A 25227-nucleotide genomic window follows, 5' to 3' on the forward strand; every position below is an offset into this window, starting at 1 on the left:
AGCAGGCGGCCCTTCCAAGATCGCGCCTTTGTTCAAGCCACGCCGGCGATCGCCCTGGCGAATTCGCTGGCGGAAAACGGTTCGAGGTCGTCGACCTGCTCGCCGACGCCGATGAAATAGACCGGCAGCCGATGCTTGGCGGCGATCGCCACCAGAATACCGCCGCGCGCCGTGCCGTCCAGCTTGGTCATCACCAGCCCGTTGACGCCGGCGACGTTGCGGAAGATCTCGACCTGGTTCAGCGCGTTCTGGCCAGTGGTGGCGTCGACCGTCTGCAGCACCGTGTGCGGCGCTTCGGGATCGAGCTTGCCCAACACGCGCACGATCTTTTCCAGCTCCGCCATCAGCTCGGTCTTGTTCTGCAGCCGGCCGGCCGTGTCGATGATCAGCACGTCGGAGCCGGCCTCCTTGGCCTTCTCGAAGGCGTCATAGGCGAGGCCCGCCGCATCGGCGCCGAGTTTCGAGGCGACGACCGGCGATTTCGTCCGCTCGCCCCAGATCTTCAACTGCTCGATCGCGGCGGCGCGGAACGTGTCGCCGGCTGCCAGCATCACCTTGAGGCCGCCATCGGTGAGCTTGGCGGCAAGCTTGCCGATGGTGGTGGTCTTGCCGGTGCCGTTGACGCCGACGACCAGGATGACATGCGGCTTGTGGCTGAGATCGAGCTCGAGCGGTCTTGCCACCGGCGTCAGCACCTTCTCCACCTCCGCGGCCATCACGGCGCGGACTTCCGAGTCCGAGACATCCTTGCCGTAGCGGCTCGAGGCGAGAGAATCGGTGACGCGCAGCGCGGTCTCCACGCCGAGGTCGGCGCGGATCAGCACGTCCTCCAGGTCCTGCAGCGTCTCCTCGTCCAGCTTGCGCTTGGTGAAGACGCCGGCAATGTTGCCGGTAAGCTCGCGCGAGGAGCGGGCGAGCCCTTCGCGCATGCGCTGGAACCAGGAGCGCCGCGGCGCCGGCTCCGGCGCCTTTACCGGCTCCGCCGTCTGCTCGACCTTCTTTGAAACCGTCACCTTGCCGGCAGAGGGCGTGGGCTTTGGCGGCCGCGGCACGGCCTCCGGTTCCGGCGCGATCTCGGCCAGGATCGGCTGCGGCTCGACGGGCGCTGGCTGTCGAATAGGAGGCGCGATTTCCGCGCCGGTTTCGGCGGATGGTTCCACAGAGGGCGGCGCCACTGGCGGAACCTCGATGGGCGGCGGCGTTTCGACCGGGACTTCGGCAGGCGGCGTCGGCACTTCGACCGGTGGCTGTTCCGGCTGCGGTTCCGGACGCGAAGGCTCGATGTCCGGCTGAGTCGGCGCGGGTGCGGGCACTTCCTGCGGAGCAGGTTCGGGTTCCGGTGTCGGCTCGGGTTGTGCCGGCGGCACTTCCTCGGGGGCAGGCGGCTCCGGCTTCTCGGGCGCCGGTTGCGGCTCTTCTTCCGGCTCGGGCTGCGGCAGCGGTTCCGGCTCGGCGGGAATGGTCGGCTCCGGTGCCGGCGGGATGGATGGAGCAGGCTCGGGCTTCGGCTCTTCGGGAACCGATTGAGGCTCGGCCTCCGGCTTCAGCGCGTCGAGCGCGTCCCACTTGATCGGCGGCAGCGTCTCGTCGGCGCGCTCCTCGACGACCTCTTTTCTGCCGAACGAAAATATCTTCTTGAAGAAACCAGCCATGCGTCTCGCAGTCTCAGGCGGCTTGCGCGGCAGAGGGCGCCGCAATCAGTCGGGCGCCGTCATGGCCGGCGATCACGGCATCGACGATCTCCCCGGGCGCGCCGGTGTCGATCGCGACCAGCGTGAAACCCTCGGTGCGGCCAAGTCCGTCGCGCTCGACCAGGATCGACTGTCGCGTGCCGGGAAGCGACGAAAGGTGACGACGATAGGCGGCCTCGCCCGCCGCGCGCAGCCTTGCGGCGCGCGCCTTCACCACCTCGCGGCGGACCTGGGGCATGCGCGCGGCGGGCGTGCCTTCGCGTGGGCTGAACGGAAAGACGTGGAGATGCGTCAGCCCGCATTCCTCGATTATTCTTTCCGAATTCTCGAACATCGCCTCGGTCTCGGTCGGGAAGCCGGCGATGATGTCGGCGCCGAAGACGATTGCAGGACGCAGCTTGCGCACGTCCTCGCAGAAGCGGATCGACTGGTCGCGCAGATGCCGGCGCTTCATGCGCTTCAGGATCATGTCGTCGCCCGACTGCAGCGACAGGTGCAGATGCGGCATCAGCCTCTGCTCGGTGGCGATGGCGTCGAGCAGGTCGTCGTCGGCCTCGATGGAATCGATCGAGGACAACCGCAGCCGCTTCACGTCCGGAACCTGGCGCAGGATCGTCTTCACCAGCTTTCCAAGCTTTGGGCTACCGGGTAGGTCGGCGCCGAAGCTGGTCATGTCGACGCCGGTCAAAACGATCTCGGCATAGCCGTTGCCGGCCAGCCGCTTGACCTGCTCGACCACCGCGCCCATCGGCACGGAGCGCGAATTGCCGCGGCCGTAAGGGATGATGCAGAAGGTGCAGCGATGGTCGCAGCCGTTCTGGACCTGGACGAAAGCGCGCGCCCGGCCCTCGATGGCGTCGACCATGTGGCTTGCCGTCTCGCGCACGGAAAAGATGTCGTTGACGCGCGCCTTCTCGGTGTCGTTGACGCCGAAATCGGGCAGCGCGCGGTAGGAGTTGGCCTTGAGCTTTTCCTCATTGCCAAGCACCAGGTCGACCTCGTCCATGGCGGCGAAATTCTGCGGCTCGGTCTGCGCCGCGCAGCCGGTGACGATGATGCGGGCCGAAGGGTTCTCGCGGCGCGCCTTGCGGATCGCCTGCTTGGCCTGGCGCACCGCTTCCGCCGTGACGGCGCAGGTGTTGAAGATGACAGCGCCGCCCTGAAGCGCGCCGAGGCCGGCGCTTTCGGCCTCGCGGCGCATCACTTCCGATTCATAGGTGTTGAGGCGGCAGCCGAAGGTGACGACGTCGATACCCTTGCCGGTGGGGGCTTGGGGCGCGCCCTTTTGAAGGGCGGACATCAGGCGGCGCTTTCGGTGTCGCGAGCCCAGGCGCCGGTCGAGGGATCGAAGCTGCCGGAAAATTCCCATTCGGCCGCGCCGGTCAGGATGACGTGGTCGTCATTGCGCCATTCGACATTGAGCTCGCCGCCGCCCGGCGTCAGCAGCGAAACGCTGCGGCCGGTGCGCCTGGTGCGGGCGGCCGCGACCACGGCGGCGCAAGCCGCCGAGCCGCAGGCCTTGGTGAGGCCGGCGCCGCGCTCCCAGGTGCGGATGATCATGGTTTCAGGCGAGGTCACCTGGGCGATGGTGATGTTGGCGCGCTCGGGAAAGATCGGATGGTTCTCGAGCAGCGGGCCGAAGCGGGCGAGCTCGTAGGACCAGACGTCGTTGTCGACCCAGAAGATGGCATGCGGGTTGCCCATCGACAGCGCCGAGGGCGAATGCAGCACCGGGGCGTCGATCGGGCCGATCTGCAATTCGATCATGCGGGTATCGCGGAATTCTTCCGCCAGCGGGATCTCCCGCCAGCCGAAGCGGGGCTTGCCCATGTCGACCGAGATCAGGCCGTCGGCGTGCTCCTGCGCATTCACGATGCCGGCGCGGGTCTCGAAGCTGAAGCTCTTGTTGCCCGTCTCGGCAGCCAAAGCCTGCACCACGCAGCGCATGCCGTTGCCGCAGGCCTGCGCGCTGGTGCCGTCGGAATTCAGGATGTCGACATAGTAGGCGGTGCCCGGCGTCTTCGCATCGTGGATCGCCATGATCTGGTCGAACTTCGTCGCCTCGCCGGCATTGAGCGCGATCGCCGCCGCGGCCGTTACCTTGTCGGCACGGCCGCGCATATCGGCAACGATGATCTCGTTGCCGATGCCGTTCATCTTGGCGAAGGGGGCGGTGCCTGCCATCTAACCGGTCATTCCAATCCGTTTGGGCGCTATATGGCGGAAACGGGCGGGAATTACCAGTCCGGCCAGGTGGCGACGACCAAGAGGTCGCGCCGCGATGACCAAGGGGTCGCGCTTAAGTTACTGCGAAGACGCCGAGCACGATCAGCAGGAAGATGATCAGCACGATGCCGATAAGGATGCGCGCGCCCGTGGCGGCGGCGCCGGCCAGCGCCGGCATGCCAAGCAGGCTCGCGGCGGCGGCGACAATCAAAAGGATGATGATCCACTTGATCATGGGGAAGCTCCGGCGAAATTGCGTCGCGAACCAACGCGTTTCGCCGGCTTGGGTTCCTTTGTCAGACGGGCGGCACGTCCCATACCTCTGCGGGCCGCATGGCGCGGAATCGTTCCGAGGGCAAGCCTTCAGCCGCCAGCGCCTCGGCCAGTTTTTGCGCCGGCTCCTCGATCGGCTCGTCGGTGAGATGGAATGTGCCCCAATGGCAGCCTGCGGCGTGAGCCGCATTGCACAGCTTCATGCCCTGAACGGCTTCCTGCGGGTTCTGGTGCTGCGGCGCCATGAACCAGCGCGGCTCATAGGCGCCGATCGGCAGGATGGCGAGGCGGAAGCCGCCATGCTTTTGTGCCATCAGCCGGTAGTTGATGCCGTCATGGAAACCGGTGTCGCCGGCGAAATAGATATTGCCCGCCGCCGTCTCGATGACGAAGCCCGCCCACAGCGCCATGCGGCGGTCGCGCCCGCCGCGCGCCGACCAGTGATGCGCTGGCTCGATGTGGATGGCGGCCGCGCCGACGCTCAGCCTGTCGCCCCAATCATGCACGCTGAGCCGCATGCCGGGCGCCGCCCGGCCGATGATGGCGTCATTGCCGAGCGGCGCGATCACCAGCGGATCGTGGCTCTCTTTCAGCCGCTTCAGCGTGGCGAGGTCGAGATGGTCGTAGTGATTGTGGCTGATCAGGACCAGGTCGATCGGCGGAAGGTCGGCCAAGATAATTCCCGGCGCATTGACCCTTCTCGGGCCGGCGAAGGCGAAAGGCGAGGCGCGCTCCGACCAGACCGGATCGGTCAGGATGTTCAAGCCCGCCGTCTGGATGAGCAGCGAGGCATGGCCGACCATGGTAAGCCTCAGCGCGCTGCCTTCCACCCGTAGGTCCGGCTTGGCCGGGGGATAAGGGCTCGGAAAGGTGGCCGGCCATTTCGCCCGCCCGCCGCCGAACTGCCATTTGAGGAGATCGGTGAAGCGCCCGGGCGGCTTGCCGCCGGGATTGAAGAACAAGGCGCCGTCGAAATGATCGCTGGGCGGCCCGCTGTAGTAGCGGTTGGCGGTTCCTGTTCTCGCGGCCATCCTGTCTCCCGCCCGCTTGTGTCATTTCCTGAGATAAGGACGCGCCTGCCTGGCGCAAGCTTTTTGCCGGCGAATGCCAATGGCCGAAGCCCGGCTCGTCTAGGATCCGGAGACAGGGGGTGATCGCCATGGCAATGAAGCGAACCAAGACACCGTGGATGAAGGCCGAGGATTTCGGCCGCTCGCTGCCGCATGGGGTCGGCGTCAACCTGTTGGTCACCGACATGGCGGCGATGGAGGCTTTCTGCCGCGACGTGCTTGGCGCGCGGATCATCTATGCCGACGAGGACTTTGCGGCGATCGAGCTTCTGGGCTCAATCTTCATGCTGCATGCCGACCATTCCTATCTCGACAATCCGATGACCGGTGTCACGGCGGGCGCCGAGACACGCGGGGCCGGCATAGAGCTGCGGCTTTACGGCGCCGATCCGGATGCGGTCGAGAAAAAGGCGGCGGCGCTCGGCCACATCGTGCTGGCCGGCTCGATCGACAAGCCGCATGGCCTGCGCGAATGCTATATCGTCGGCCCGGACGGCTATGTCTTTGTGCCGAGCGCTCGGATTTAATGCTCCATTTCAACAGCTTAGGAGAGTGTTCCGGCATTTTCCCAGCTTCGGTTCCCCGCTGCGATAAATTTGCAACAGCTGGCTCGAAAACCCTATTTTAACCATATCAGGTTGAAATTCTGCCACCTTCGCCATCTTGGTGAAGCAGAGATTACGCGGATGGCTCCCCCCGGCCGGATCCGACGGAGGTTTTGATGAATTTTTCGATGACCTGCCCCTTTTCGCGGCTTCACCTCTTTTCGAAGAGTGGCCTCGTGGCCGTATCGCTGGCCGCGCTGGTTGCGAGCGGCTGCTCAACCTCGCGCTTCCCGTCGATGGACGACCAGCAGCCGGCGCCGCTGACCCCGGCGCCCTCCGGCACGGTGACGCAGAATCAGCTGCCGCCGCCGGCCTCCCCCGGCGCCACCGATCCGTCGCAATTCCCGACCGCTCCGAAGAACAGCCAGGTCGCCTCGCTGCCGCCGGATGGCACGGCGCCCGCCGGCGCCACCGATCTCACCGCGGCCAGCGTCGCCGGCGTCTGGAACGTCAACGTCTCCGGGCAGAGCTGCAAGGTGGCAACGCCGCAGACCAAGTTCGGCGCCGGCTACCGTGCCGGTCCGCTGCACTGCCCGGCTCCGATCGACGGCATCAAGTCGTGGAACGTCGCCGGCAAGCAGCTGACGCTCTATGACGAAAATGGCGGTACGCTGGCTAGGCTCTATTCGTCGGGCGGCGAAAAGTTCGACGGCCAGACTTCCAGCGGGCAGCCGATCTCGCTTACAAGGTGAGCGAAACCGACTATTGCTTCCACGCAATTCCGGGCGGAAAGCCGGAATTGCTCCAGCTGACGTGACCCATGCATCTTCGCGACGGTATCCAGACCCATGCGACCGTCAGGCAGCGCTATGACCATCTCGTCCAGAGCGGCGCGGTCGAGCGCGACCCGGCGCAGGAGCGCATCGTGGCAGCGCTCGACCGGCTGATCGAAGAGATCTCGGCAAAAAGGCTGGCGCAGAAATCGAGCGCGCTGGGCTGGCTGTTCGCGGCCAAGCGGCAGCCGCGCGAGCCGGTCAAGGGCCTCTACATCCATGGCGGCGTCGGCCGCGGCAAGACCATGCTGATGGACATGTTCTTCGAATTGCTGCCGGTTCGGCGCAAGCGCCGTGTGCATTTCAACGACTTCATGGCCGATGTGCAGGACCGCATCCAGAAGCACCGGGCGGCGCGAAAGAACGGCGACGTCAAGGAAGACGACCCGATCCCGCCTGTCGCCCGGGCGCTGGCCGATGAAGCCTGGGTGCTGTGCTTCGACGAGTTCTCCGTCAGCGACATTGCCGACGCGATGATCCTGTCGCGGCTGTTCTCGGCGCTGTTCGCTAGCGGCGTGGTGCTGGTCGCCACCTCCAACGTGGCGCCGGAGAACCTCTATCGCGACGGGCTGAACCGCCAGCTCTTCCTGCCGTTCATCTCGCTGCTCGAGCGCAACGCCCATGTGATGACGCTCGATGCCGAGAAGGACTACCGGCAGGAAAAGCTCGACCGCCAGCCGGTTTATGTCACGCCGGACGATGCCGCGGCCGAGCGCGCGCTGGACGAAGCCTGGAAGGCGATGACGTATGGCCAGCCGGCCGGCGAAGTCACGTTGACGCTCAAAGGCCGCCACCTCGTCGTGCCGCGCGCCGCCGGCGACGCCGCGCGCTTTTCCTTTGCCGATCTTTGCGAAAAGCCGCTCGGCGCGCGCGATTATCTGGCGATCGCCGGCCGCTTCTCGACCGTGTTCATCGACCATGTGCCGGTGCTTGGCGAAGGCATGCGCAACGAGGCCAAGCGCTTCATCCTTTTGATCGACACGCTTTACGACCACCGCATGCGGCTGGTGATGAGCGCCGCGGCGCCTCCGCAAGGGCTCTACACGGCCAAGCGCGGCACGGAGGTGTTCGAATTCGAGCGCACCGCCTCGCGCCTGGTCGAGATGCAGAGCCGCGACTGGCTGGACGACTGGACGGAGCGGCGGAAGGACGGGGCGGCGACCGCCGCGGCGAGACAGGCGCAGGGGTAGAAGGGGTTACCTTCGTCATTCTAGGGTCTGCGCGCGTCGCTTCGCTCCTTACTCCGCCCTAGAATGACGAAGCGGAGGGGTCTTCGGCTAGTCTCCAAGTCGATACACATACATCACGAAATCCTCCGCCTTCCCATGCGGCTCCCGCCTTGTCTCGTAAAGCGCCCGCGCCGGCTCGTTATCGGGCTCGGTCCCCACCCATGCTTCCTCGCAGCCATGCTCGCGGCCGATCTCGAACATGGCGTCGAGCATTTTTCGTGCGATTCCCTGCCGCTGGAAGGGCGGCGCCACGCCGACCTCGTCGACATAGAGCTCGCTCACCTTGTCCGGGTGGCGGTGGATGACGGCGGCGCATTGGCCGACCACGGTTTGGCCAACTATAGCCACGATCATGAAATGGCCGGGCGCGGCGAGATAGGCGGCGAGGCGGTCGGGCCGCACCGGCTCGTCGAACACGTTGTCGGCCACCCGCATCACAAGGGCGTCATCGCCGGGATGAAGCCTTCTGATTTCGACGTTCATTGTGTAAATTCTCCTCAGTCGGCTCACAAACTTTGACGTTTACGTAATTCCCGATGCATCTAACCGATTGAAAATGTTGAGCTCAAAATAATCGTTTGAATTTCTTCCGTGTCGGCGTTATTCGGTGCGGCCAAATCTCGCGGTTTCCCGCATCCTTTCGGCCTCCCGGCCCCGTCACGACCTCGTCACAGACAAAGGAAAACATCCTCACATGGCACGCAACAAGATAGCGCTCATCGGCTCGGGCATGATCGGCGGCACGCTCGCCCATATGATCGGCCTCAAGGATCTCGGCGACGTGGTGCTGTTCGATATCGCCGAGGGCATTCCGCAGGGCAAGGGCCTCGACATCGCGCAGTCTTCTCCTGTCGACGGGTTCGATTCCAGGCTGACCGGCGTCAACGACTATGCCGGCATCGAGGGCGCGGATGTGTGCATCGTCACCGCCGGCGTGCCGCGCAAGCCCGGCATGAGCCGCGACGACCTTCTCGGAATCAACCTCAAGGTGATGGAACAGGTCGGCGCCGGCTTGAAGAAGTACGCGCCGAAGGCTTTCGTCATCTGCATCACCAACCCGCTCGACGCGATGGTCTGGGCGCTGCAGAAGTTCTCCGGCCTGCCGACCAGCCATGTCGTCGGCATGGCCGGCGTGCTCGACAGCGCCCGTTTCCGCTACTTCCTGGCCGAGGAATTCAAGGTCTCGGTCGAGGACGTGACCGCTTTCGTGCTCGGCGGCCATGGCGACTCGATGGTGCCGATGATCCGCTATTCGACTGTCTCGGGCATCCCGCTGCCCGACCTCGTCAAGATGGGCTGGACCTCGAAGGAGAAGCTCGACCAGATCGTGCAGCGCACGCGCGACGGCGGCGCCGAGATCGTCGGCCTGCTCAAGACCGGCTCGGCCTACTACGCGCCGGCGGCCTCGGCGATCGCCATGGCCGAATCCTACCTCAAGGACAAGAAGCGCGTGCTGCCCTGCGCGGCGCACCTCTCGGGCCAGTACGGCATCAAGGGCACCTATGTCGGCGTTCCGGTGGTGATCGGCGCCGGCGGCGTCGAGCGCGTCATCGAGATCGACCTCTCCAAGACCGAGCAGAAGATGTTCGATTCCTCGGTGGCGGCCGTGCAGGGCCTGACCGAGGCCTGCACCAAGATCGCCCCGCATCTCGCCGGCAAGTAAAACGTCCTTCCCCGGAGACCAAGCGCATGAACATCCATGAGTATCAGGCCAAGGCGCTGCTGAAGACGTTCGGCGCGCCGGTTGCAAGCGGCGTTCCGGTGTTCAAGGCAAGCGAGGCGGAGGCCGCGGCACAAGCGCTGCCCGGCCCGCTCTATGTCGTGAAGAGCCAGATCCATGCCGGCGGCCGCGGCAAGGGCAAGTTCAAGGAACTCGGTCCCGACGCCAAGGGCGGCGTGCGGCTGGCGAAGTCGGCGGCCGAAGTGGTCGCCAACGCCAACGAGATGCTCGGCCACACGCTGGTAACCAAGCAGACCGGTCCGGCCGGCAAGCAGGTCAACCGCCTCTATATCGAGGACGGCGCCGACATCGAGCGCGAACTCTATCTGTCGATCCTGGTCGACCGTTCGGTCGGCCGCATCGCCTTCGTCGTCTCGACCGAGGGCGGCATGGATATCGAGACGGTCGCGCATGACACGCCGGAAAAGATCGTCACCGTCGCCATCGACCCGGAAAAGGGCGTGAGCGCCGACGACGTGAAGAAGCTCAACGCCGCGTTGAAGCTGGACGGCGACGCGGCCAAGGATGGCGGCACGCTGTTCCCGATTCTCTACAAGGCCTTCGTCGAGAAGGACATGAGCCTGCTCGAGGTCAATCCGCTGATCGTCATGAAGGACGGCCATCTGCGCGTGCTCGACGCAAAAGTATCGTTCGACAACAACGCGCTGTTCCGCCACCCGGACGTGATGGAACTGCGCGACACCACTGAAGAGGACGAGAAGGAGATCGAGGCGTCGAAATACGATCTCGCCTATGTCGCGCTCGACGGCAATATCGGCTGCATGGTCAACGGCGCCGGCCTTGCCATGGCGACGATGGACATCATCAAGCTCTATGGCGCTGAGCCGGCTAACTTCCTCGACGTCGGCGGCGGCGCTTCGAAGGAGAAGGTGACGGCGGCGTTCAAGATCATCACCAAGGACCCCGCGGTCGAAGGCATCCTGATCAACATCTTCGGCGGCATCATGAAGTGCGACGTCATCGCCGAAGGCGTCATCGCCGCGGTCAAGGAAGTCGGCCTGAAGGTGCCGCTGGTGGTGCGGCTGGAAGGCACCAATGCCGAGCTCGGCAAGAAGATCATCAACGACAGCGGCTTGAACGTGGTGTCGGCCGATGATCTCGACGACGCAGCCAAGAAGATTGTCGCGGCGGTGAAGGGCTGAACGGATGCCCCCGCGCAAGATAAACTTGGTCGAGGCAGCGGATCGGACGATCACCAAGGTCTTCGATCCGCATATCGCCGGCGACGTCAACGACAGCCAGGCGAAGGTCGCCAAGTTCGGCGAGGTTTTCGACTGGCACGCGCATGACAACGAGGACGAGGCCTTCCTGGTGCTGCGCGGCAGGATCGCCATCGATTTCCGCGACGGGCCGGTCGAGCTCGGCGAGGGCGACTTCATCGTCGTGCCGAAAGGCACCGAACACCGGCCACGCTCGCTCAGCAAAGAACCTGTGGTGCTGATGTTCGAGCCGGCGACAACGCTCAACACCGGCAATGCCAAGAGCGACCTCACCGTCGCCGATCTCAAGCGGCTGTGACCATGACCGCGCAGTCTTCCACGACCAACGGTTTTTAGAAAAGGGCCACCATGTCCATTCTCGTCGACAAGAACACAAAGGTGCTGGTGCAGGGCCTGACCGGCAAGACCGGCACGTTCCACACCGAGCAGGCGCTGGCCTATCACGGCACCAAGATGGTGGGCGGCATCCACCCGAAGAAGGGCGGCGAGACCTGGACAGGCGCCAAGGGCGAGACCTTGCCGATCTTCGCCACGGTGGCGGAAGGCAAGGCAAAGACCGGCGCCAACGCCTCGGTCATCTATGTGCCGCCGGCTGGTGCTGCCGAAGCCATCATCGAGGCAATCGAGGCCGAGATCCCGCTGATCGTCTGCATCACCGAAGGCATCCCGGTGATGGACATGGTCAAGGTCAAGGCGCGGCTCGACCGCTCCACGTCGCGGCTGATCGGCCCGAACTGCCCGGGCGTGCTGACGCCCGACGAATGCAAGATCGGCATCATGCCGGGCAACATCTTCCGCAAGGGCTCGGTCGGCGTTGTTTCCCGCTCGGGAACACTTACCTATGAAGCAGTCTTCCAGACCACCAATGTCGGCCTCGGTCAGACCACGGCGGTGGGTATCGGCGGCGACCCGGTCAAGGGCACCGAATTCATCGATGTGCTGGAGATGTTCCTCGCCGACGACGAGACCAAGTCGATCATCATGATCGGCGAGATCGGCGGCTCGGCCGAGGAAGACGCCGCGCAGTTCCTCAAGGACGAAGCCAAGCGCGGCCGCAAGAAACCGATGGCGGGCTTCATCGCCGGGCGCACGGCGCCGGCCGGCCGAACCATGGGCCATGCGGGCGCGGTGATCTCGGGCGGCAAGGGCGGCGCGGAAGACAAGATCGCGGCGATGGAATCGGCCGGCATCAAGGTCTCGCCATCGCCGGCGCGGCTCGGCACGACGCTGGTCGAGGCGATCAAGGGTTAAGGCAGTAGTGAGTAGGCAGTAGTCAGTAGTGAACAGGGAAGAACGGGCGAGTAGCAGCTGAGCGGGAATTTCCATCGTTCTACTCACTACTGACTACTCACTATTCCCCTCGAAGGGAGACGGAGCCAGGCTCCGCAGACGAAAATGGCAAGACAAGATCAGGCCAACGACCAATTCTCGCTCACCTCATTCCTCTATGGCGGCAATGCCGACTATATCGACGCGCTCTACGCCGCCTATGAAGACAACCCCGCCTCCGTCGATCCGGAGTGGCAGGACTTCTTCGCGGCGCTGAAGGACGACGCGGGCGACGTCCGCAAGAACGCCAAGGGCGCCTCCTGGGCGAAGCCCTCCTGGCCGCTGACGGCCAATGGCGAGCTGGTCTCGGCGCTCGACGGCAATTGGGGGCTGATCGAGAAGGCGATCGAAAAGAAGGTGAAGGGAAAGGCGGTCATCAACGGCGCCGTGCTTTCCGACGCCGACGTGCACCAGGCGACGCGCGATTCCGTGCGCGCCATCATGATGATCCGCGCCTACCGCATGCGCGGCCATCTGCACGCCAATCTCGACCCGCTCGGCATCGCCAAGCCGCTCGAGGATTACAACGAGCTGTCGCCGGAGAACTACGGCTTCACCGAAGCCGACTACGACCGGCCGATCTTCCTCGACAATGTGCTGGGGCTCGAATTCGGCACCGTGCGGCAGATGCTGGACATCCTGGCCCGTACCTATTGCTCGACGCTCGGCGTCGAGTTCATGCACATCTCCGACCCGGAAGAGAAGGCCTGGATCCAGGCGCGCATCGAAGGCGCCGACAAGGAGATCACCTTCACCGCCACCGGCAAGAAGGCGATCCTGTCGAAGCTGGTAGAGGCCGAGGGCTTCGAGCAGTATATCGACGTCAAGTACAAGGGCACCAAGCGTTTCGGTCTCGATGGCAGCGAGTCGCTGATCCCGGCGCTGGAGCAGATCGTCAAGCGCGGCGGCCAGCTCGGCCTGAAGGAAATCGTGCTCGGCATGGCGCATCGCGGCCGCCTCAACGTGCTTTCCCAGGTGATGGCCAAGCCGCATCGCGCCATCTTCCACGAGTTCAAGGGCGGCTCGGCCGCGCCCGACGAGGTCGAAGGCTCGGGCGACGTGAAGTACCATCTCGGCGCCTCGTCGGACCGCGAGTTCGACGGCAACAAGGTGCATCTGTCGCTGACGGCCAATCCCTCGCATCTGGAAATCGTCGACCCCGTCGTGATGGGCAAGGCGCGCGCCAAGCAGGACCAGCTCGCCGGCCGCGAACGTGGCGAGGTCGTGCCGCTGTCGGAGCGCGCCAAGGTCATGCCGCTGCTTTTGCATGGCGACGCCGCCTTTGCCGGCCAGGGTGTGATCGCCGAAATTCTCGGCCTGTCGGGCCTGCGCGGCCATCGCGTCGCAGGCACGCTGCATTTCATCATCAACAACCAGATCGGCTTCACCACCAATCCGCGCTTCTCGCGCTCCTCGCCCTATCCGTCGGATGTGGCCAAGATGATCGAGGCGCCGATCTTCCACGTCAACGGCGACGATCCGGAAGCCGTGGTGCATGCCGCAAAGGTCGCGACCGAGTTCCGCATGAAGTTCCACAAGCCGGTGGTGGTGGACATGTTCTGCTACCGCCGCTTCGGCCACAATGAGGGCGACGAGCCGGCCTTCACCCAGCCGATCATGTATCGCAACATCCGCACCCATAAGACCGTGGTGCAGGTCTATGCCGACCGGCTGATCGCCGAAGGCCACGTCACCCAGGCCGAGATCGACAAGATGCGGGCCGACTGGCGCGCGCATCTGGAAGCCGAATGGGAAGTCGGCCAGCACTACAAGCCCAACAAGGCCGACTGGCTGGACGGCGCCTGGTCGGGCCTGCGCACCGCCGACAACCAGGACGAACAGCGGCGCGGCAAGACCGCCGTGCCGGTGCGCACGCTGAAGGAGATCGGCAAGAAGCTGACCGAGGTGCCGAAGGATTTCGAGGCGCACAAGACCATCCTGCGCTTCCTCGAGAACCGCCGCCAGGCGATCGAGTCCGGCGAAGGCATCGACTGGTCGACAGCCGAGGCGCTGGCCTTCGGCGCCATCCTGCTCGACGGCAATCCGATCCGGCTTTCCGGCCAGGATTCGGAGCGCGGCACCTTCTCGCAGCGCCATTCGGTGCTTTACGACCAGCGCGACGAGAACCGCTACATCCCGCTCAACAATCTGTCGGCGGCGCAGGCCGGCTACGAAGTCATCAACTCGATGCTGTCGGAAGAGGCGGTGCTCGGCTTCGAATATGGCTACAGCCTGGCCGAGCCCAAGGCGCTGACGCTCTGGGAAGCACAGTTCGGCGACTTCGCCAACGGCGCCCAGGTCGTGTTCGACCAGTTCATCTCGTCGGGCGAGCGCAAGTGGCTGAGAATGTCGGGTCTCGTCTGCCTCTTGCCGCATGGCTATGAAGGCCAGGGGCCGGAGCATTCGTCGGCGCGCCTGGAGCGCTTCCTGCAGCTCTGCGCGGAAGACAACATGCAGGTCGCCAACGTCACCACGCCGGCCAACTATTTCCATATCCTGCGCCGGCAGTTGAAGCGCGACTTCCGCAAGCCGCTGATCCTGATGACGCCGAAGTCGCTGCTGCGCCACAAGCGAGCGGTGTCGACGCTGCCGGAAATGTCGGGCGAAAGTTCGTTCCACCGCCTGTTGTGGGACGATGCGCAGCTCCTCCCCAACCAGCCGATCAAGCTGGTGAAGGACTCCAAGATCCGCCGTGTCGTGCTGTGCTCGGGCAAGGTCTATTACGACCTCTACGAAGAGCGCGAGAAGCGCGGCATCAACGACATCTACCTTTTGCGCGTCGAGCAGCTCTATCCGTTCCCGGCCAAGGCGCTGATCACCGAGCTGTCACGCTTCCGCAACGCCGAGATGGTGTGGTGCCAGGAGGAGCCCAAGAACATGGGCGCCTGGTCGTTCATCGATCCCTATCTCGAATGGGTGCTGGCGCATATCGACGCCAAGCATCAGCGGGTGCGCTACACCGGCCGGCCGGCCTCGGCCTCGCCGGCGACAGGGTTGATGTCGAAGCATCTCAGTCAGCTCGCCGCGTTGCTCGACGATGCTCTCGGCGAATAGGGCGCTTGGTGAATAAGCAGACCTGATTAAACAGACCTCAAGAAGACAACGGACAGGCACAATGGCTACCGAAATCCGCGTCCCCACTCTCGGCGAATCCGTCACCGAGGCGACTGTCGGCAAGTGGTTCAAGAAGGTCGGCGACGCGATCGCCGCGGACGAGCCCCTGGTCGAGCTCGAAACCGACAAGGTGACGGTGGAAGTGCCCGCCGCGGGCGCCGGAACGCTGGCCGAGATCGCCGTCAAGGAAGGCGAGACAGTCAATGTCGGGGCGCTGCTCGGCTCGATTTCGGCGGGCGGCGCAGCCCCGGCGACCAAGCCGCAGGCAGTCGCCCAGGCCTCCAGCCCGGATGCCGCATCCACCGGCAAGCAGGCTGCGGCCGAAACCGCCAGGATCGCTGGCGATGCCGGCCAGATCGAGCCGCGCACCATGCCGCCGGCGCCTGCCGCCGCCAAGCTCATCGCGGAGGCCAATCTCTCCGTCGACCAGTTGTCCGGCTCCGGCAAGCGCGGCCAGGTGCTGAAGGGCGACGTGCTCGACGCCATCGCCAAGGGCGCGCCGTCGCAGCCCGCCGAGACGCCGAAGGCTGCTCCGGCGCCGGTCGTTGCCCGGGCGCCGTCCTCGACCGAGGATACGCCGCGCGAGGAACGCGTGCGCATGACCAAGCTGCGCCAGACCATCGCACGCCGCCTGAAGGAGGCGCAGTCGACCGCCGCCATGCTCACCACCTTCAATGAGGTGGATATGAGCGCGGTGATGGCGCTGCGGTCCAAGTACAAGGACGTGTTCGAGAAGAAGCATGGCGTGAAGCTCGGCTTCATGGGTTTCTTCACCAAGGCGGTGACGCATGCGCTGAAGGAGATCCCGGCGGTCAATGCCGAGATCGACGGCACCGACATCATCTACAAGAATTTCGCCCATGTCGGCGTTGCTGTCGGCACCGAAAAGGGCCTCGTCGTGCCGGTGGTGCGCGATGCAGACCAGATGTCCATCGCCGAGATCGAGAAGGAGATCGGCCGGCTTGGGCTGGCGGCGCGAGACGGCAAGCTGTCGGTCGCCGACATGCAGGGCGGCACGTTCACCATCTCCAACGGCGGCGTTTACGGCTCGCTGATGTCGACGCCGATCCTGAACGCGCCGCAGTCCGGCATTCTTGGCATGCACAAGATCCAGGACCGGCCTGTGGTGGTCGGCGGCCAGATTGTCATTCGTCCGATGATGTATCTGGCGCTCAGCTACGATCACCGCATCGTCGACGGCAAGGAAGCGGTGACCTTCCTGGTGCGGGTCAAGGAGAGCCTGGAAGATCCCGAGCGGCTGGTGCTCGATCTGTGATCGGATCGGTCGTGCCGTGAGCAGCTGGCTGGAAAAGTTCGGGTTCGGGCTCGGCCAGACGGCGCGCGGCATGCGGCGGACTTTCCGGTGCGGCACTGTCCTGCTTGGCTTCTCCGCCGCCATCCCATCGCTCGCCATGGCCGCCGACTGGGATCCGGCGACGGCCAGCAGCAATTTCGGCATCTTTGCGCTCTCCGATGCGCAATTGGCGGAGCGCAAGATCACCGTCACGCCGATCGGCGAGCTGGAACTGCCGACCGGCGAGATCATCGCCTGCGATCCCCTGATCACGACCGACGACTGGCCGGCGCTGGCCCGCAAGGTGAAGCCGGGGCGCTATCCGGTCATGCTGTTCGAGGCGCAGGGCCGCGTCGCCGCCGCATTCCTTCGCTTCCGTTCCGGCGTGCCGGTGCGCTGGGAGCTTGCCCTTCTGCCGGGACAGGACGTTTCGACGCTGAACGGCGACGAGATCTTCGGCTATCCAGTCGATGCCGGCCTCGGCTCGTTCATGGACAAGGCCGCGATGGCCCTGATGTCGGCGGCGCAGGACAAGCTCAAGCCGGATCAGAATTATTATGACGATGTGCTGGCGGCCGAGTTCGCACCCAACCAGGACCGGTTCGTCATGCACCATCCGGACGCCGGCAATCCGGTCAACGTCGCGATGTTCTGGAGCGGCTGGGGCGATGGCTTCTATCCGTCTTTCTGGGGACTGGACGCAGCCGGCGAGCCGGTCGTCCTGATGACCGATTTCGGCGTGCTCGAAAACGCCGACGGCCGAGAAGGCGACCAGGCCAAGTGATGACGAATGCCGCCTCGCCCATGATCGGATTGATGGCCGGATCGCTGGTGCTCACTGCGGCGAGTTCCGGCGCGCAGGCCGCCTGCCCGATCCAGCTCGCTGTCTATGGCGAGGCGCAGAGCGGCGCCGAGATCGACTTTGCCCCGGCCGGCAGCTCGGCGACCATCACCAACGCCTTTCGCATGATCCTCGACAACAATGTCGTGCTCGACGGCATCGCGATGTGGACCGAGGGCAGCGCCGCGCGGCCGCATGGCTCGCTGATGTACAAATGCCCGACCGGCGACGTCACCGGCGAGGAGCTTGCCGCCTGCACGGTCTGGGAAGGCGTCATCTACAGCGCCGACGAGAAGGGCACGATCGGCCTGCTGCCGGCCGAAGGCGCCGACGCGCCGAAAAGCCTGATCTTTCCCGATCTCGGGCCGTCGCTCGAAATGTCGGCCGCTTATGGCCCCGCCGGCTTCTCCAAAGTGCCGTGGGACATCTTCGTGCTGAAAGGCTGCCAGGAATGAGCGTGGACAGGAAGACACTGCTGGTCACCGGCGGCAGCCGCGGCATCGGCGCGGCCATTTGCCGGCAGGCGAGCGAGGCTGGTTATCGCGTGGCGGTGAACTACGTCTCCAACCAGTCGGCTGCCGATGCTCTTGTCGCCGAACTCAAAGCCGCTGGCGGCGACGCCTTCGCGGTCAAGGGCGATGTCGGCAACGAGGCCGATGTCATCGCAATCTTCGAAGCCGTGGACCAGGCCTTTGGCCGGCTCGACGCTTTCGTCAACAATGCCGGCATCGTCGACGTCAAGGCGCGGGTCGACGAGATGAGCATGGCGCGGCTGGAGCGCATGATGCGCATCAATGTCGTTGGTTCCTTCCTGTGCGTCCGCGAGGCGGTGAAGCGCATGTCGATGAGGCATGGCGGCAAGGGCGGTGCCATCGTCAACCTGTCCTCGGCGTCCGCGAGGCTCGGCTCGCCCGGCGAATTTGTCGACTATGCCGCCTCCAAGGGCGCGATCGACACCATGACCATCGGGCTGGCGCGGGAAGTCGTGCTGGAAGGCATCCGCGTCAACGCGGTCAGCCCCGGCATCACCGAGACCGAAATCCACGCCTCGGGCGGCCAGCCAGACCGCGTGGCGCGGATGCAGGACGCGCTGCCGATGAAACGCGCGGGAACGGCGGATGAAGTCGCGAGCGCGGTTCTCTATCTTCTGTCGGACGCGGCCTCCTATATAACGGGCACGATCCTCGATGTGAGCGGCGGCCGCTAAAGCAATTCCAGGAAAAGTGCGTAGCGGTTTTCCGGTTCGGAATTGCTTACAAGGAAATAATCTGGAGTGGTTCCTATCCGAACCGATCCGGCGCCAGGACAAGGAAAAAGACATGGCTTATGACGTCGTTATCATCGGATCGGGGCCCGGCGGCTATGTCTGCGCCATCAAGGCGGCGCAGCTCGGGCTGAAGACGGCGGTGGTCGAGAAGAACGCCACTTTCGGCGGCACCTGCCTCAACATCGGCTGCATTCCGTCGAAGGCGCTGCTCTACGCCTCCGAGATGTTCGCCGAAGCCGGCCACGCCTTCGATACGCTGGGCGTCGAGATACCGGCGCCGAAGCTCAATCTGAAGAAGATGATGGCGCACAAGGACGCGACGGTCGCCTCCAACGTCAACGGCGTCGCCTTCCTGTTCAAGAAGAACAAGATCGATTCCTTCCGCGGCACCGGCAAGGTGATTTCCGCCGGCAAGGTGTCGGTGACCGGCGAGGACGGCAAGGTCGAGGAGATCGAGACCAAGAACATCGTGATCGCCACCGGTTCGGACGTCGCCGGCATTCCAGGCGTCAAGGTCGATTTCGACGAGAAGGCGGTCGTCTCCTCCACCGGCGCGCTGTCGCTGGCCAAGGTGCCAGCCACCCTGGTGGTGGTCGGCGGCGGCGTCATCGGGCTGGAGCTAGGCTCCGTCTGGGCAAGGCTCGGCACCAAGGTCACGGTCGTCGAGTTCCTCGACACCATCCTCGGCGGCATGGACGGCGAGGTGTCGAAACAGTTCCAGCGGCTGCTTTCCAAGCAAGGCTTCGAGTTCAAGCTCGGCGCCAAGGTCACGGGCGTCGCCAAGGCCAAGAAGGGCGCGACTGTCACCTTCGAACCGGTCAAGGGCGGCGCGGCGGAAACCATCGAGGCCGATGTCGTGCTGGTCGCCACCGGGCGGCGCCCCTATGCCGACAGTCTCGGATTGAAGGAAGCCGGCGTCGAGCTCGACGAGCGCGGCCGGGTCAAGACCGATGGGCATCTCAGAACCAATGTGCCCGGCATCTATGCCATCGGCGACGTCATCGCCGGACCGATGCTGGCGCACAAGGCCGAGGATGAAGGTGTGGCAGTCGCCGAGACCATCGCCGGACAGGCCGGCCATGTGAACTACGACGTCATCCCGAGCGTCGTCTACACCAGCCCGGAGATCGCATCGGTCGGCAAGACCGAGGAAGAGCTGAAGAAGGCCGGCATCGACTACAAGGTCGGCAAATTCCCGTTCAGCGCCAATGGCCGCGCGCGGGCCATGGTGCACACCGACGGCTTTGTCAAGATCCTGGCCGACAAGGCCAGCGACCGCGTGCTCGGCGTCCATATCGTCGGCTTCGGCGCCGGCGAGATGATTCACGAAGCGGCGGTGCTGATGGAATTCGGCGGTTCGTCCGAAGATCTCGCCCGCACCTGCCACGCGCATCCGACGATGTCGGAAGCGGTGAAGGAAGCGGCTCTGGCGACGTTCTTCAAGCCGATTCATATTTAGCTGCGCGCCAGCGCGGAACCCATCGCTTCGTCATCCTAGGGCGAAGCAAGGAGCGAAGCGACGCGCGTAGACCCTAGGATCCATGCCGTGACGCTAAGCCGTTGCAACGGTTACAGAATTTTGCTCTGTTGCGCTCTACGGCAACGGTTACGGCATGGATACCTGGGTCAAGCCCGGGTATGACGAGGCGCCGCAGTTGTCCCAACCAAAACGGCCCGCCTGTTGGCGGGCCGTTTGTCGTTTGATGCCGTCCTATTACTGAGCCGGTGCAGGTGCCGGAGCTGGCGCAGGGGCGGGTGCAGGTGCGGGAGCCGGAGCGGGAGCCGGGGCAGGCGCCGGAGCTGGCTCAGGGGCTGGAGCCGGCGTTGCAGGCGCCGGAGCCGGCGTGCTGGCGGCCGGCGGCTCAGCCGGGGCCGGCGCATGCTCGCCGCCGCTTCTGCCAAAGACATAATAGGCAACAATGGCCAGGATAATAACAACCAGGGCGATCAGCCACCCGCTGCCGCCACCACCCGACTTGGGAGGCGTGCTCGAAGGGGTGAAGGGGTCGTTAGGGTTCGCCATGAAACGTGTCCTCCTTGGATGAAAGTCATCAAAATAACAGCCATCAACGCGCTGAGCCCGCATCGGGTTTCACGCGGACGGACGGAAAGCGCTGAAAAACCGGCGTTTTCAGGTCCGCCAGCCGCCAGACGACTCAGTTGACGGCGGTAACACTATACCCTGCCTTGCGAAAATCCTCGACCAGTCCTTCCGGACCGGGCAGATGCATGGCGCCGACGGCCATGAAAACGTTGCCCTTGGCCAAAATCGGCCCGGCATGCGCCGCCATCACCTTGTTGCGGCTGGTGATCATGGTCTGCTCGAAGGCGGCATAGCCGGCCTTGTCGTCCGCCGTCTCCGGCAGCACGGCCCGGAAGAGCGGCCAGAACATGCCGACCTCGCCACGCTGGTAGAGCACGATCATCGTCTCGTTGACGTCGTTCACCTTGTCGCCGAGCTTCATCGTCTCGACCAGGCTCTTCATATGGAATTCGAGCGGCAGCGAGGCCATGGCGCGCAACTGATCGACGGCGGTCTCGAGCCCTTCGATGTCTTTCCCCGAAGCCTTGGCGTCCGAGGCGAGCTTGACGTCGAGCACGGGTTCGCCGGCGCTCTGGCGCGCCACCTCGCAGGCCGGCAGCGCCATCATCGCCGACAGGATCCACGGCTTCATCTTGGCGACCGTCGCCGGCGGAATGCCGCGCGCGTCGAGCCCCTTGTCCAGCGCCGCCGCATCCTGCGGCGACAACAGTGACGACAGGGTGGTGTTGTCGGTGAACATCATCAGGCCGGGTTCGCTGGCCATGGCGGCCATCATCTTGGCCTTGTCGAGCGCGTCGGTGGTCTCGATGACTATTGTGCCGGCGCCGTCATAGGCCTTCTGCGCGGCGGCCGGCAGCGTGGTGACGCGCGTATCGGTCATGTGCATGGTGCCGAACAGATAGGATGGCTTTTCGCCCGGCTTCTCCAGCTTCCAAAGCAGGCCCTTGCCGTTGGGAACGGCCGCCGCTTCGGTCTCGACCTTCTTGAACGCGGCGGGGTCGTTCTTTTCCAGAGTGGTCAAAAGATCGGTGCCGGCGCAACTGGGCGCTTCGGCATGCGCCCGGCCGGCGATCAGCAGAACGACGAGGAAAGACAGGAAAAACAGCAGGTTGAGCGCCGCAAGCAGCTTCAACGAGACAAGGGCCGCGCGGTCGGCGATGGCGATGACGCGTTTCATGGAGAAGCGTCTTAGCGCCGAAAAGCGGCAAAACGGTTAATTGGAGGATGAAATTGTTTCTGGTGCGGTGAGCTCTTTTGACGTTCGCTCGGGTTTTCGGAGAGAATGCTTTGGCCGCAACGCTTATCGCTTCGTCATTCCAGGGTCTGCGCGCGTCGCTTCGCTCCTTGCTCCGCCCTGGAATGACGAAGTCCGGAGGGCTTCGCGCCATCCCCCAGCGGCTTCACGCCCTTGGATGCGCCTTCTCGTAAATATCCAGCAGCCTTGCCGTGTCTACGCCGGTATAGATCTGGGTGGTCGACAGGCTGGCGTGGCCGAGCAGTTCCTGGATGGTGCGCAGGTCGCCGCCGCGGCCAAGCAGATGGGTGGCGAAGGAATGCCGCAAGGCGTGCGGCGTCGCCGTGTCCGGCAGGTTGAGCGCCGAGCGCAGCCTGGCCATCTCACGCTGGACGATGGCCGGGTTGAGCGGGCCGCCGCGCGCGCCGCGGAACAAAGGACCCTTGGGATCGATGTGGAAGGGACAAAGCCGGCGGTATTCGGCGACCGCCTTGCGGGCGACCGGCAGCACCGGCACCAGCCGCGTCTTGCCGCCCTTGCCGGTGACGCGCAGCACGGTGTCGGCTTCCGTCGCGAGATCGGCGCCGGTCAGGCTGAGCGCCTCGGAGATGCGCAGGCCGGAACCATAGAGCAGCGTCAGCACGGCGGCATTGCGGGCGGCGATCCATGGCTCGTCCGCGAGCTGGCCTTCCATCGCCACCACTTGCTTGGCGTCGCTTGCCGTCAGCGGCTTGGGCAGCGATTTCGGCTGGCGCGGCGCGCGCAGAGCAGCGGCACCGGCGGCATTGACCAGGCCGCGCCGTTCGAGAAAGCGCAGCAGCGAGCGGATGCCGGCAAGGCCGCGACCCAGCGTGCGCGCGCCAGCGCCTTCATTGCGGCGCTTGGCGAGGAAGCCGCGCAAATCGGCGGGGCGCAGGTCGGCGATGTCCGAGATGCCTGGAGAGCCGCCGCGATGTTCGGTCAAGAAATGCAGGAACTGGCGGGTGTCGCGCTCATAGGCCTCGACCGTCTCCGGCGACAGCCGGCGTTCATGCGCAAGCGTCTTCAGCCAGGTCTGGCGCGCCGCCTGGAGGTCGGGTTTGGCTGGGATGAGGAATTCCTGCATGGCGGCAGTTTCGGGCATGCAAGTTAGGAAGCGGTGAAGAGGCGATCATTGAAATGATGGCCTCAGGGGGGTAGAGCAGGGCAAAGGAAGCGCCGCCGATGTCGAAGCTCGAAAACCCCGTACAGATGGCCGTTATCGGCGCCGCGCACGGCATCAAGGGCGAATTGCGGGTGAAGACCTTCACCGGGGACCCGCTGGCGCTGGCCGACTACGGTCCGCTTTATGCCAAGGACGGCCGCGCCTTCCAGATCCTGGACATCAGGCCGGCCGGCACCGTCGTGGTCGTGCGCTTCAAGGGCGTCGGTGACCGCAACGCCGCCGAGGCTTTGGCCGGCACCGAGCTGTTCGTCGACCGCTCGGTGCTGCCCGACGACGGCGAGGAGGACGAGTTCTATCACGCCGATCTCATCGGTCTCGACGTCAGGGACGATACGGGCATCATCGGCAAGGTCGTCGCCGTGCATAATTTCGGTGGCGGCGACATCCTCGACGTCACCCTTGCCGGCCGCAAGGGCGTGCTGATCCCGTTCACGCAGGCCGCGGTGCCGCATGTTTCGATCGCCGACGGATTCGTGGAGGTCAACCCTCAGGCGGCGGGGCTGGTTGAAGACGAAGAAGACGGCGAAGCGCCCAGGGATGCCGGCTTCGACCCTAAGGGTCGGCCGCGCGGACCGAAGGATGCCGGAGGCAACCGTTGAGCTTTGCCGCTTCGGTGCTGACGCTCTATCCGGAGATGTTCCCGGGCGCGCTCGGCCTGTCGCTGGCCGGCCGCGCGCTGGAGGCCGGCACCTGGTCGCTCGAGGCGATCCAGATCCGCGATTTCGCCACCGACAGGCACCGCACGGTCGACGACACGCCGGCCGGCGGCGGCGCCGGCATGGTGATGCGCGCCGACGTGCTGGCCAAGGCGATCGACCACGCCTCGCCGCCGGGCGATGAGCGTCCAAGGCTGCTGATGAGCCCGCGGGGCAGGCCGCTGACGCAGGCGCGCGTGCGCGAACTGGCCGCCGGGCCGGGCGCCGTCATCCTGTGCGGCCGTTTCGAAGGCGTCGACCAGCGGCTGATCGAAGCGCGGGGGCTGGAGGAGGTGTCGATCGGCGATTTCATCCTGTCGGGCGGCGAGCCTGCGGCGCTCGTGCTGCTCGACGCCGTGGTGCGGCTTTTGCCCGGCGTCATGGGCAATGCGGTGTCGGGCGAGGAAGAGAGTTTCGAGAACGGCCTGCTCGAGCATCCGCATTACACGCGGCCGCAGGAATTCGAAGGCAGGCCGATCCCTCACGTGCTGATCTCCGGCAACCACAAGAAAATAGCCGAATGGCGGCGCGCCGAGGCCGAGAAGCTCACACGGGAGCGTCGGCCGGATTTGCTGGGGGCGGTTCAGCCCTTGGTGAAATAGTAAAAGGCGAGGAACAGGCCGACCGCGACGACGAAGCCGCGCACGAGGCCCTGCGGCACGCGCTTGGCGATCCAGACGCCGGCATAGCCGCCGAGCGCGCCGCCCGGGATCATGACGATCGCCTGCGGCCAGGCGACGACGCCGCCCGAAACGAAGACCAGGATGGCGATGGCCGCGATGACCACGGCCAGCATGTTCTTCAGCGCGTTGAGCCGGTGGTAATCGCCGGCCTGCGTCAGGCCGAGCGTCGCCAGCATCATCACGCCCATGCCGGCGCCGAAGAAGCCGCCATAGATCGAGGTCACGAACTGGGCGAGCGATCCGGCGAACGAGCCCACCCTGGCTTCGGCGCCGGGTTTGGGCGCCGGTTTCAGCCATGGCCCGGCGGCGAACAGCGCGGTCGCGGCGATCAGCAGCCAGGGCACCAGCGCGCGAAAGGAAGGGTTGGAAAGCGCAAGCAGGATGAGCGAACCGACCAGCGCGCCGAAGGCCGAGATCACGCAGAGCAGCAGCGCCTGGCGCCAGAAATGCCTGATGTCGTCGATATAGGCCAGCGTCGAGGTGATGTAGCCGGGAAACTGCGTCACCGAGGAGGTGGCGTTGGCGACGATCGGCGGCACGCCGACCAGCGTCATGGCGCCGAAGGTTACGAAGGTGCCGCCGCCGGCGACGGCGTTGACCGCACCGGAGACAAAACCCGAGAGAAAGAGCAAGGCGGCATCGAAAAAAGTCATTTTCCCCGCTTAGGAAGCTTACAAGCCGCGCGCAACCCGGC

At 65.2% G+C, this 25227-nt stretch carries 24 protein-coding genes; 15 read left to right on the forward strand and 9 right to left on the reverse strand.

Features of this window, described 5'->3' with window-relative positions:
* Positions 1-32: 32 nt before the first annotated feature.
* From ftsY to FJ414_RS19680, 5 genes are all read right to left on the reverse strand, one after another.
* Positions 33-1652, reverse strand: coding sequence for a signal recognition particle-docking protein FtsY (ftsY, locus tag FJ414_RS19660; RefSeq protein WP_140646007.1), 1620 nt, complete (start codon positions 1650-1652; stop codon positions 33-35).
* Positions 1653-1665: 13 nt separating this feature from the next.
* The gene (mtaB, locus tag FJ414_RS19665; RefSeq protein ID WP_140646008.1) at positions 1666-2991 is read right to left on the reverse strand and encodes a tRNA (N(6)-L-threonylcarbamoyladenosine(37)-C(2))-methylthiotransferase MtaB; all 1326 of its coding nucleotides are present in this window, start codon (positions 2989-2991) and stop codon (positions 1666-1668) included.
* Complete coding sequence (gene dapF / locus FJ414_RS19670) at positions 2991-3875, reverse strand: diaminopimelate epimerase (protein WP_140646009.1); 885 nt, start codon at positions 3873-3875, stop codon at positions 2991-2993. The genes mtaB and dapF overlap by 1 nt, the downstream gene beginning before the upstream one ends.
* Positions 3876-3990: 115 nt before the next feature.
* Positions 3991-4152: a DUF1328 family protein gene (locus FJ414_RS19675; RefSeq protein WP_066991727.1), complete on the reverse strand. Its 162-nt coding sequence runs from the start codon at positions 4150-4152 to the stop codon at positions 3991-3993.
* Positions 4153-4213: 61 nt separating this feature from the next.
* Positions 4214-5221: an MBL fold metallo-hydrolase gene (locus FJ414_RS19680; protein WP_140646010.1), complete on the reverse strand. Its 1008-nt coding sequence runs from the start codon at positions 5219-5221 to the stop codon at positions 4214-4216.
* Positions 5222-5349: 128 nt separating this feature from the next.
* Between FJ414_RS19680 and FJ414_RS19685 the strand changes: the two genes are divergently transcribed.
* From FJ414_RS19685 to zapE, 3 genes are all read left to right on the forward strand, one after another.
* Positions 5350-5787, forward strand: a complete 438-nt coding sequence (locus FJ414_RS19685; RefSeq protein WP_140646011.1) for a VOC family protein — start codon at positions 5350-5352, stop codon at positions 5785-5787.
* A gap of 194 nt (positions 5788-5981) precedes the next feature.
* Entirely contained in the window at positions 5982-6557 is a 576-nt protein-coding gene (locus FJ414_RS19690; RefSeq protein ID WP_246672448.1) for an AprI/Inh family metalloprotease inhibitor, read from the forward strand.
* 68 nt (positions 6558-6625) lie between these two features.
* Positions 6626-7828, forward strand: a complete 1203-nt coding sequence (gene zapE / locus FJ414_RS19695) for a cell division protein ZapE (protein WP_140646012.1) — start codon at positions 6626-6628, stop codon at positions 7826-7828.
* Between the two features lie 87 nt (positions 7829-7915).
* On the opposite strand, the gene FJ414_RS19700 is transcribed toward zapE, so the two are convergent.
* Positions 7916-8350 (reverse strand): GNAT family N-acetyltransferase, encoded by a 435-nt coding sequence (locus FJ414_RS19700; protein ID WP_140646013.1) that lies wholly within the window; start codon positions 8348-8350, stop codon positions 7916-7918.
* A 211-nt stretch (positions 8351-8561) separates the two neighbouring features.
* Here FJ414_RS19700 and mdh point away from each other — a divergent pair, with 211 nt between their 5' ends.
* The 10 genes from mdh to lpdA all read left to right on the forward strand — a co-directional run bounded on the left by mdh (position 8562) and on the right by lpdA (position 20132).
* Complete coding sequence (gene mdh, locus FJ414_RS19705) at positions 8562-9530, forward strand: malate dehydrogenase (protein WP_140646014.1); 969 nt, start codon at positions 8562-8564, stop codon at positions 9528-9530.
* Positions 9531-9556: 26 nt separating this feature from the next.
* Positions 9557-10750, forward strand: a complete 1194-nt coding sequence (sucC, locus tag FJ414_RS19710) for an ADP-forming succinate--CoA ligase subunit beta (RefSeq protein WP_140646015.1) — start codon at positions 9557-9559, stop codon at positions 10748-10750.
* Between the two features lie 4 nt (positions 10751-10754).
* On the forward strand, positions 10755-11126 hold the full coding sequence (locus tag FJ414_RS19715) for a cupin domain-containing protein (protein WP_140646016.1): 372 nt from the start codon (positions 10755-10757) through the stop codon (positions 11124-11126).
* Positions 11127-11176: 50 nt separating this feature from the next.
* Positions 11177-12079 carry a succinate--CoA ligase subunit alpha gene (sucD, locus tag FJ414_RS19720; RefSeq protein ID WP_140646017.1) on the forward strand — a complete coding sequence of 301 codons (903 nt, stop codon included), beginning with the start codon at positions 11177-11179 and terminating at the stop codon, positions 12077-12079.
* Positions 12080-12223: 144 nt separating this feature from the next.
* Positions 12224-15211, forward strand: coding sequence for a 2-oxoglutarate dehydrogenase E1 component (locus tag FJ414_RS19725; protein WP_140646018.1), 2988 nt, complete (start codon positions 12224-12226; stop codon positions 15209-15211).
* Positions 15212-15272: 61 nt separating this feature from the next.
* Entirely contained in the window at positions 15273-16547 is a 1275-nt protein-coding gene (gene odhB, locus FJ414_RS19730) for a 2-oxoglutarate dehydrogenase complex dihydrolipoyllysine-residue succinyltransferase (RefSeq protein ID WP_140646019.1), read from the forward strand.
* A gap of 70 nt (positions 16548-16617) precedes the next feature.
* Complete coding sequence (locus FJ414_RS19735; protein WP_140646104.1) at positions 16618-17349, forward strand: DUF4241 domain-containing protein; 732 nt, start codon at positions 16618-16620, stop codon at positions 17347-17349.
* The gene (locus FJ414_RS19740) at positions 17349-17861 is read left to right on the forward strand and encodes a hypothetical protein (RefSeq protein ID WP_140646020.1); all 513 of its coding nucleotides are present in this window, start codon (positions 17349-17351) and stop codon (positions 17859-17861) included. Before FJ414_RS19735 ends, FJ414_RS19740 begins: the two co-directional genes overlap by 1 nt.
* Positions 17858-18613, forward strand: coding sequence for an SDR family oxidoreductase (locus FJ414_RS19745; RefSeq protein ID WP_140646021.1), 756 nt, complete (start codon positions 17858-17860; stop codon positions 18611-18613). The genes FJ414_RS19740 and FJ414_RS19745 overlap by 4 nt, the downstream gene beginning before the upstream one ends.
* A gap of 112 nt (positions 18614-18725) precedes the next feature.
* Positions 18726-20132 carry a dihydrolipoyl dehydrogenase gene (gene lpdA, locus FJ414_RS19750; protein ID WP_140646022.1) on the forward strand — a complete coding sequence of 469 codons (1407 nt, stop codon included), beginning with the start codon at positions 18726-18728 and terminating at the stop codon, positions 20130-20132.
* Positions 20133-20829: 697 nt separating this feature from the next.
* On the opposite strand, the gene FJ414_RS19760 is transcribed toward lpdA, so the two are convergent.
* On the reverse strand, positions 20830-21894 hold the full coding sequence (locus FJ414_RS19760) for a TraB/GumN family protein (protein ID WP_140646024.1): 1065 nt from the start codon (positions 21892-21894) through the stop codon (positions 20830-20832).
* A 223-nt stretch (positions 21895-22117) separates the two neighbouring features.
* Complete coding sequence (locus tag FJ414_RS19765; RefSeq protein WP_140646025.1) at positions 22118-23056, reverse strand: tyrosine recombinase XerC; 939 nt, start codon at positions 23054-23056, stop codon at positions 22118-22120.
* 98 nt (positions 23057-23154) lie between these two features.
* Between FJ414_RS19765 and rimM the strand changes: the two genes are divergently transcribed.
* Both rimM and trmD read left to right on the forward strand, forming a co-directional pair.
* Positions 23155-23754, forward strand: a complete 600-nt coding sequence (gene rimM, locus FJ414_RS19770; protein ID WP_140646026.1) for a ribosome maturation factor RimM — start codon at positions 23155-23157, stop codon at positions 23752-23754.
* Entirely contained in the window at positions 23751-24452 is a 702-nt protein-coding gene (trmD, locus tag FJ414_RS19775; RefSeq protein ID WP_140646027.1) for a tRNA (guanosine(37)-N1)-methyltransferase TrmD, read from the forward strand. The genes rimM and trmD overlap by 4 nt, the downstream gene beginning before the upstream one ends.
* Here trmD and FJ414_RS19780 read toward each other — a convergent pair.
* Complete coding sequence (locus FJ414_RS19780) at positions 24434-25186, reverse strand: sulfite exporter TauE/SafE family protein (protein ID WP_140646028.1); 753 nt, start codon at positions 25184-25186, stop codon at positions 24434-24436. The genes trmD and FJ414_RS19780 overlap by 19 nt on opposite strands.
* Between the last annotated feature and the right edge of the window lie 41 nt (positions 25187-25227).

The organism is Mesorhizobium sp. B3-1-6 (genome assembly GCF_006439555.1).
Classification (GTDB): Bacteria; Pseudomonadota; Alphaproteobacteria; order Rhizobiales; family Rhizobiaceae; genus Mesorhizobium.